5 protein-coding genes are annotated in these 9,649 nt (G+C 53.2%); all 5 read right to left on the bottom strand.

Annotation, left to right across the window (positions count from 1 at the left end):
• Positions 1-102: 102 nt before the first annotated feature.
• Complete coding sequence (locus METTU_RS05185; RefSeq protein ID WP_006890258.1) at positions 103-2,217, bottom strand: site-2 protease family protein; 2,115 nt, start codon at positions 2,215-2,217, stop codon at positions 103-105.
• Positions 2,202-3,542 carry an efflux RND transporter periplasmic adaptor subunit gene (locus tag METTU_RS05190; RefSeq protein WP_040579630.1) on the bottom strand — a complete coding sequence of 447 codons (1,341 nt, stop codon included), beginning with the start codon at positions 3,540-3,542 and terminating at the stop codon, positions 2,202-2,204. The genes METTU_RS05185 and METTU_RS05190 overlap by 16 nt, the downstream gene beginning before the upstream one ends.
• Positions 3,535-4,377, bottom strand: a complete 843-nt coding sequence (locus METTU_RS23580) for an efflux RND transporter periplasmic adaptor subunit (RefSeq protein ID WP_006890260.1) — start codon at positions 4,375-4,377, stop codon at positions 3,535-3,537. Before METTU_RS23580 ends, METTU_RS05190 begins: the two co-directional genes overlap by 8 nt.
• 143 nt (positions 4,378-4,520) lie before the next feature.
• Positions 4,521-6,077: a TolC family protein gene (locus METTU_RS05200; RefSeq protein WP_006890261.1), complete on the bottom strand. Its 1,557-nt coding sequence runs from the start codon at positions 6,075-6,077 to the stop codon at positions 4,521-4,523.
• A gap of 166 nt (positions 6,078-6,243) precedes the next feature.
• A partial coding sequence (locus tag METTU_RS22225) for a beta strand repeat-containing protein (RefSeq protein WP_217182788.1) occupies positions 6,244-9,649 on the bottom strand: 3,406 nt, incomplete at its 5' end.

Here is a 9,649-nt window from a genome sequence, read left to right on the forward strand (position 1 = left end):
ATACCGTCTACTATTTTAGTGACAGTTAAAAACACGCTTTACCCCCTCGACAACAGGCATTGCCAGGCAACACCAACAGCGGTGCCCCCCTGTGCTATACACCTAAAAACCGGACTCCCTGATCAAGACGGCTGCAACTTGTCGCCATAAAAACGAGGCCACGCTTTCGGGCTTTCCATCAATCAGTACATTACCCTTGATGGCTCGATGGATAGGCTCACCGGTTTCCATGGGCTGAAGCCAGACCCGGTAAACCGATGTTTCGGGAACCAACACTTCCTTGTTGTTACCCCGAATGGCAATGCTTCCGTTGTAACGGGAAGTGAAAACCGGCGGCAACTGCATCGCTGCGGCATTGTCGATCCGTACAATCCGGCACGGCATACCCGGCCAATCCAGTTGCTCGGGATAAAAGTCCGCTTTAGCGCCGGGTTGAATCTGCCCCAGATGATCCTCGGCCAAAAAGGCTTCTATCAGGTAAGCATTAAATTGCCCCACCGTTAACAGTGGCTCATCTTTGGCGATCCATTCCCCGACGTTCAATTGATCGTTTATTTCGATGATTTCACCGTCGAAAGGCGCCACAACGGTCAAGCGTTTACGCTCATCCATCAGGCCGTCATACTCGCTGAGCGCGCTTTCCAGTTCGCTCATTACCACCAGATGCCGGTCACTCAGGCTTCTTTCCTGTCCATGAAAAGACTGTTCCCAGCGCAATGAATCAATCTTTATTTTGCTTTGCTCAAGTTTTGATTCAAGGTCGGGAGAGCTGAATTGAACCAGCGCTTGCCCTGACTTAACGGCTTCGCCTTTTACGACCAAAATCTTATCCAGCTTAGCGGGCAACGGCATAAAAAGCTCGGTATGGGCGGCTATTTTCAACAGGCCGGGCGCTTCAATGCGGCTCTGCCAGGGAATAAACAAAATGCCGATTGCGATCAGGACTGCCGACAAGGTCGTCAGCGTATTGCGATTCCATTCCATGTGTTGCCGGCGTTCAATCCAGTGCTTAATTTCTTTGACGATAGGGAGCATGATAAACCAGCCGACTTCGACCATCATTAAAAACAGGCCGAGTAATTTAAAGAAATAGTGATACACCAGCAAGGCGATCCCCAGAAACAGGAAAAAGCGATAAATCCAGGTACCCCAGGCATAAATCAACAGCAGTCGTTGCGTATGCGGAGGAAACCGCTCCGGCGCTTCATCGAAAAAACCGAACAAGATCCGCCGCAGTTGCCAGCGTCCCAGCGCAAATGCTCTGTTTTGCAGGTTCTCAATGCCCCAATAATCCGACAGTAAGAAATAGCCGTCAAAACGCATTAGCGGGTTTAGATTGATAAACAGCGTCATGATCCAGGTGGTTGTCGCCATCAGAAATACGCTGCTGCGCAATGGACCGTCGGGCAAAAAATGCCACAGCGAGGTACACAAAACGGCCAGCCCCAATTCGGCGGCAATACCGCCGAAACCAATCGCCAGCCGTTGCCGCCGCGAGGTCAATTTCCATGCCTCGCTGGCATCGGTATACAACACCGGCATCATCACCAGAAAAGCCACGCCCATCGCGGAAACCCGGCAACCGTAACGATGCGCGGTGTAGGCGTGCCCCAATTCATGCAGAGTTTTGGTCAAGGTCAGCGCAACGGCATAATACACAAAACCCTCAGTCGAAAAAAAATGCAGGAAAGTTCGGCTGAACATGTCCCAGCGATCGATCAGCAAATACAGATTAACCAGCACCAGCGCCATCAGCACGTACAGCACCATCGGCCGATAGATCCAACGCAGCGCCGGATAGGTAAGCGCCAGCAAGCGATCCGGGCGGATCAGCGGAATTTTAAAAAACAGGTAATGGTGTATCAGCCAGACAAACCAGTTATGATGCGCCGCCTTGGCTTGACCGACCAGGCGCTGCACCGCCTCTTTGCCCCTGACCTGGAGCAGGTTATGACCGGCTAAAAACTGCAATAACTGTAGAATATCGTCAACGCTGACGGTGAACAATCCGTACTGCGATACTTGTTCGCTGATGGCCTCGGGTGAACTTAACTCCCAATGCGCCAGAATCTCGTTTTCAAATTGTCCGATACGGTAGAAGTGCTGATTGACCGGGTCATAAAGCGTCCAGGTGGGGGAACCGTCGAAAGCGCAAGGCCCTGGAAACAAATCCAGCTCTTCACGCAACGGCGGCAGGTTAATTACATTCCCATCCATTGTCTCAATGCCGCCAAAGGTCTTCTTAACACGTAATAAACAAAAGGAACGCGCGAACCGAAGACCTTGGCCGTCCCTTTCAGGCCGATTCTGGGCAATACGTCCGCTTGCTTGAACCGCGCTTTCAAACGATAAGCCAAGGCCTCGTCAGGCGTAACCTCAGCTTGATAGGCGGAAAAATAAAGGACTGCCGAAACCGGCGTGGTCGGATCGACATTTAAAAAAAACTGCACCTTGGAATCGGGCTCCAGATTAATCGCATCGGCAATCGGCAACTGCACTTCCAACTCGACATCGGCGGGATCGGCAACCATCAAGATGCGTTCGCCGACGGTAACCGGCTTGCCTATCCAGTCGTTAACATCGGAGAACACCGCTATACCGGCATGAGGCGCTTTAATGTCGATACGCGCCAGCCAATCTTCCATGCTGCGTACCTCGGCTTCCTGCTGTTCGGTTCGGCTTTTAAGAATATTGACCTGCGCTTTACTGTCCATATCGAACATTGCCTGCTGCGCGGTTTTACGATATTCGGCTTCGGCAACCGCCAAAGCCTTGCGGGTCACGGTCAACTTATTTTTGATGGTCTCTTCTTCAAGGCTTAACAACGGCTGGTCTTTGGTCACCTGATCATTGGGCTGTACATAAAACCGATCGACAACACCGTCAATAGCGGCCCTGATTATAGTCGGATGAGCCGGAATAACGCTGGCCGGAGCCAACGCCGTCTGCCGCACCGGAACCCATAACAGACAAAACAGCATAGCCAGGCTGATCATCAGGCGTTTTTTAGTCAGCCAGTCCTGTTTCCAGAAAGGCGGCTTGGGCGACAACGCCGCCCAGGCATGGCCGAAGGTGTCCGCCACATGCTCCAGTAAATACAGCTCCCCCCCCGTCCAGGCAGACTCCCTAGCCAGCAACAGTCCGGCTTGCGGCGTGGCGCCATAGGCCGATACCGGCAGCCATACCGCATGGGCAGGCAACCATTGCGGCCAGTCATCGGCACAATCGCCTTTCAGGTCTCCCGCTGTTAAGGGGCGAATGGCTCCAGAAGTATCCGCAGACAACTGTTTGGACAGCTGTTTCAGCCAGCTTATATAGGGAGCATTAGCGTCGACGACAGCCAGACCGGAGACTGCAACCACTTGCGCACCGTCTATTTGCCATAACGCCGCCTGACGGAATTCAATCAGGCCGCGGCTGTCGTTAACCAGCGTATAGGCCAGCGCCTCAGCGGTATCGGCGTTACGGAAGGATTTTTCCAGTTGCAGCAGCGTCGCCAGCGCCGTCAGCTGCCGCTGGGACGCGGCCATCGTCTCAGTCATGCTTGGCAGTCGGTTCCGTACCGGTTGCGACACTTCCGCCGTCCTTGGCAGTCGGTCGCATCGGTTCCATACCGCTTGCGACACTTCCGCCGTCCTTGGCAGTCGCAGCAGCTGGAAAAATGGCGCGACCGCTCATACCGGCAAGAAGATCATCAGCCTTACCGGTAATGACTCCGGTAATTTTAATGGATTGGCTGACCGCATCGATACGCGCGCCCAGCATCTTGACCTTTGCCGGATATTCGCGCTGCGTTTCTTCAAGAAAAACCTTAAACTCGTAGCCCGGCTTCAACCACTTCAGCCAACTTGACGGCACCAGCACAGTGACTTCAAGCTGGCTATCATCCAGAATATCCAGAATCGGATCGCCGGCTTTAACATATTGATAACGCTGCACCATCCGCTCGGCCACGCGCCCCGAAAAAGGCGCGGCAATCGCGCATTTTTGTAACACCGCTCCCATCAAAGCAATATCGGCTTTGGCCTTAGCGACTTCGGCAGCCGCCATTTCAAGCTCCAGCGGACTCATCGAATTGAGCTTGGTCAAACGCGAATTAACCTCATAGGTTTTTTCGGCGGCTTGTACAACAGCCTGCGCTTTTTTCAATTGCGCCTGCTGTTCGGCACAATTGAAAGCAACCAGCAAATCTCCTTGCTTAAATCGCTCTCCTTCCTGAACATTGAGTTGAATAATTTTTGCCGCCATTTCACTGGATAAAATAGAAGAATGCTGGGCATTAAGTTGAGCGCGAATTTCAGCCGACTCGGCGGCATAGGCTGTGTTGAAAACGCTAAAACCGGTGGCGCAGATGAGCAATCTTAAAAAAGTACGCATAATAAGTCTTGGTTGTTTGCTGAGGGTTGTATCTGAAAAGCCAGGTAGGCCGGGTTAGCGCAACGTAACCCGACACCTTGAAGCGGCAAATGTCGGGTTACGCTGCGCTAACCCGACCTACTCGGTTGTGCCCTAAAACAGGACTAATTTTTCTTAACCACAGAGTCAACAGCCGATAACTTGTCTGCTTCCGGTTTAGTTGCCGACGGGAACCGCCCTGCTTGCCAGTTTTTATCCACTGCTTCAATCGAACTCGCCAGGGTATTAATGTCGTAATTTTCAATAAAGACCGGCAAAGGATCAAGGCCCAGCGAGACATAAACCCTGCCCAGCGAACTTTGAATACTGGCATAGGCTTCAAGCGTTTGTAACCGCGACATCAGCGCATTGGTCGTCGCACGGATACGTTCCAACTCGGTTTTGGCGTCATTCTCCGCATCTGTAGTGATATGTTTTGAAATTTTCTGGTTGATGCCGTCCAGTTCCAAGGTGCGCTTGTACTGCTGGTCCGCCACTAAAAACTGCTGATAAGACAAGTGAACCTGCGTCAACACCGCCATGTAAACCGATAACCGGCGAGTGTCCCCTAACTTTTCCTGTGCGTCTATCTGGCTAAAACGCGCTGGGGCCGAGATCAACTCCATCAAGTTCTGGCTGATGATGCCGCTTAACTCCAGCCAGTTGTTGTTTAACAGATAAGAGTTGCTGTCATGGTTATAACCGGTCTTGAATTCAATACCGGGCAGTAAGCGCAACATGGCTTTATGGGTCTCTTCCGTCGTAATACGGTTATTGTAGATTTCTTCCCGCAATTCAGGGCGCAATTGCAGCGCCATTTCTTCCATTTTGTCGATCGCCAATGAAAATTCCGGCGCTTGTAGCGCGCTATTTTCAGGCAATTTCAACTGAAATTTCTGGCTGGGCGATACGCCCAGCAAAGAAGCCAGTTCGGTTTTGGCAAGACGGAGCGTTTCCGAGAGTTCCTCCAGTTTGCGAATGATTTCCAGCAGATCTTTTTGATATTGCAGTATCGCCAGCGGTGCGGCCAGTCGTTCGCTTTCAATGCCTTGGGCGTCCTTCAACGCTTGTCTGGCGCTACCCAGGATTTTATCAATTTCGCCTTCGAGTTGCTGGGTACCGGCCATGCGCCAAAATGCGGTGCGCACATCCTGCATCAATAATTGAGCGGTTTTACGACGGCTTTCTTCGGCAACCAGAACCCGGTTGGCATCCTGCTTGGCCTGGAAGTAGCTGACACCGAAATCCAGCACGTTCCAGCTGAAGGTAAAATCGTAAACCTTGCGCGACCGGTCTTGAGAGGTCGATGTTTCCAGCGACTGGCGGCCGGTAGAGGTTGAACGGCTGCTGGAAGCGCTGAAATTATCGCGTCCCCGATAACCCGCCGAAGCAATCAGGTCGGGCAATAAACTGTATTTTGCCAAATCGGACTGCCCGTCGGCCACGGCATGCTCCATCATCTTGACGCGATGATTAAGGTTGTATTTTAGCGCTCTGGCCATCGCGTCATAGACGCTAAGTGGCCCTACAATAGGTTCCTGTTTAGCAAAAATGACCTGTTTATCGGCATCAAGCGATGTCTTTTGTTCAACTTGAGTAATGGGTTCCGGCATGATGGCGCAACCGGCTAACAAAACAATACCGGAAAGACCGGCGATAAACTGAGGGGCTGGATAGTTCATAATGATGATTTTTTATTAATATTATGTTGAAAGAATTACAGGCGGTTCTCTCCGCCTTGTTTTACTGCCATCAGGTTAAAACATACCCTCGATAAGGGACCAACCGACCGGCTGCCCTTACGCGAAAGGTATGCGTTATTTAAGCTCCCGTTTTTTATAGTATATCTCAGGCGGCATCCTTATCCTCGCCAACCAGGCTTGCCAGACTATCCAGCAATGTTTGCCGCTGAAGCTCAAAGCCTTTACTGCCCACCATTTGCAACTGCTGAGTCAGGCCGGGCCTGCCAGCGTGAGCCAGTTGCTTATCGGTCTGCTCCAGTTGGCTTTGCCGGTTTTGCCCTCTTCCCTGTTCCTGCGAATTATCTCCATTGCCATCATCGGGCTGTTCACCTTGACCCTGACCCTGACCCTGACCCTGACCCTGACCCTGACCTCGACCTTGATTTTTCTGCGGCTGCACCTTGACTAAAACCACCACCTGCTTGCCTTGAGCATCCCTGATAGTGACCTTCACCGTTATCGGACTAGTTACCACAGCGCCCTCTTTTACCGTAACAGCGCCGGTACTGGGATTAACACTGATAAACGACGGCAAACTTTGCCCGCTAGACTGCGTGCCGGTAATCGTTATCGTCCCGAACGTGTTCAACCCGGCAAAGACGTTGGACGGCAGGTTAATGGTGCCGCCGGATGTACCGTTTCCGTGCGAATCGACAGTCAGCTTCATATCCACAACGATGGTCTGGTTAGGACTGGAACCGGAATTGCTGTTGTTGTTATTGCCCGAGCTGTTATCACCGAAGCTATTGGTATTCGTGCCGCTGTTTTCCGAACCATGCGTATCACTCGCATTGTTGTTCCTGTCAGCGCCGATACTATTGCCGGTGCCGGAGTTATTACCCGTACCCGTGTTGTTACCTGTATTGGCATTGGTATTGGTGTTATTGCCCGTGCCGGTATCCGAACTGGGCTTGTCATCCCCATTTCCGGTTTGTTGCGTGAGGTTGATAGGTGCTAAAGCCTCTACTTGAGCCGTTGCCACGCTGGCTACACTTTCCGCACCACCTTGCGCGTCAGAGTAACTGACGACTACAGTGATTTTTTTGCCTGCCTGAGCGTCTGTCAGAGTAAAGCTTCGGCCTGTGCCGCCGGGGATATCGACACCGTCAGCTTGCCACTGATAACTGATCGTGCCCAAGCCGTCAACATCTGCCAGCGTGTTGGCGGCAGACAGGGTGATTCCAACAGAGGGCGTTCCGCTGATAGTTACCGTGCCGGTAGGTAAATCGTTAACCGGGTTCACCGTAATGGTAAAGGTTTGAGTGATGCTGGTATCGACACCGCCATTAGCCGTTCCGCCGCTATCCTTGATCGACACCGTGACTGTCGCCGTACCGTTGGCATTGGCCGCCGGGGTGTAAGTCAAGTTGCCGTTGCTGTCGATAGTCGGCTGTACGCTAAACAAAGCGTTGTTGTTATTGGTGGTAGTAAAGCTCAAGGTTTGGTCAGCTTCGTTGGCAGGGCCTTTGCTGAGCCCCGTCGCCCAGCCATTCACCGTTTGCGCTCCGGCATCTTCATTAACGGTCTGATCTGCGCCCTTGGTAAACGAGGGAGCATCATTGACTGCGGTGATATTCACGGTTTCGGTATAAGACGTACTGCTGTACTCCGTTCCGTCGTGAACCTTGAACTGGACGCTGGTATTCGCGGTACCGAAAGCGTCTGTCGCGCCTCTGATAGTAAGCTTACCTGCGTCAATATCAGCCTTGGTTATTACCTGGTTGGCGGTAACTGCTGTCCCATTCAGAGCCAGAGTGCCGGTGGACGGCAGCGAGGTAATCTGCACCTGAGTCAAGACATTGCCGGGATCCACATCGCTGAAATTGAAGTCACCCGCCACGAAGGTATAGCTTGTATCTTCATTGACGGTTATTGCGCCATTGCTGGCGGTGGGCGCTACGTTGGCCGTCACCGTAATGCCATTGTTGGTGAGGTCGGCTACTACCACCGCTGCATCCGCGCCTGCGGCCCAGTCTTCTGCGGCGGCCAGATTGTAGACCGTGTTATCGTTAGCGTTGAGACCGGTCTTGTTGAACAAGGCGTTGACACCGGTCTTGTCCGCGCCCGTCAGCGTCAGCGTAAACTCAGTAGCCGAGGTGATTTCAACGCTTGCAGTGCCTGTTAAGGTGTAAGTAGCTCCACCCTGACCGGTAAAAGTCAATTTGGAAGCATCAATGTCGTTGGTAGCCCCTGCCTTTTTCAAAAAATTGGCGCCAGTCACTACCAGTACGCCTGTGTTATTGGCATAAGTAGCGGAGGTAATGGTAGGTACCGCGACATTGCCGGCGGTGATGCCGTTGCCGGTCAGGTCCGCATCGGTGACACCGGCAGCCGCTCCGGCTGTCCAGTCTTCGGCAGCGGCGAGGTTATAGGTTGTTGCGCCGGTCGACGCCGTGCCGTTTTTGTTGATCATCTGGTTGATGGCCGCCTTGTCGGTGGCGCTCAAGGTGATGGTAAAGGCGGTACCGGAGGTAATCTCGACGTTTGAGGTATCGGTCAAGGTATAAGTCACTCCGCCTTCGCCGGTAAAGGTGAATTTGTTGGCGACAATATCATTGGTCGCGCCAGTCAATTTCAGGAAGCCGGTGCCGGTCACCACCAACGCGCCGGTGGAAGCATCATAGGTGGACGAGGTAATGGCCGGAACCGCCACGTTGCTGGCGGTGATGCCGTTAGTGCCATCCACATCGGTGACCCCGGCAGCCGCTCCGGCGGTCCAGTCTTCGGCGGCGGCGAGGTTATAGGTTGTTGCGCCGGTCGACGAAGTGCCGTTTTTGTTGATCATCTGGTTGATCGCCGCCTTGTCGGTGGCGCTCAAGGTGATGGTAAAGGCGGTGCCGGAGGTAATCTCGACGTTTGAGGTATCGGTCAAGGTATAAGTCACTCCGCCTTCGCCGGTAAAGGTGAATTTGTTGGCGACAATATCATTGGTCGCGCCATTCAATTTCAGAAAGCCGGTGCCGGTCACCACCAATGCGCCGGTGGTGACATCGTAGGTGGACGAGGTAATGGCCGGTACCGCCACGTTGCTGACGGTAATGCCGTTAGTGGCATCCACATCGGTGACCCCGGCCGCCGCTCCGGCGGTCCAGTCTTCGGCCGCAGCCAGGTTATAGGTGGTGGCGCTGGTTGAGGCCGTGCCGTTTTTGTTGAGCATCTGGTTGATCGCGGCTTTGTCGGTCGCGCTCAAGGTAATCGTGAACGCGGTGCCGGAGGTAATTTCGACGTTCGAGGTATCGGTCAGGGTATAGGTCGCGCCGCCTTCACCGGTAAAAGTCAATTTGGAAGCATCAATGTCGTTGGTAGCCCCTGCCTTTTTCAAAAAATTGGCGCCAGTCACTACCAGTACGCCTGTGTTATTGGCATAAGTGGCGGAGGTAATGGTAGGTACCGCGACATTGCCGGTGGTGATGCCGTTGCCGGTCAGATCGGCGTCGGTGACCCCGGCCGCCGCTCCGGCGGTCCAGTCTTCGGCCGCGGCCAGGTTATAGGTGGTGGCGCTGGTTGAGGCC

The sequence above is a fragment of the Methylobacter tundripaludum SV96 genome, from assembly GCF_000190755.2.
GTDB lineage: Bacteria > Pseudomonadota > Gammaproteobacteria > Methylococcales > Methylomonadaceae > Methylobacter_A > Methylobacter_A tundripaludum.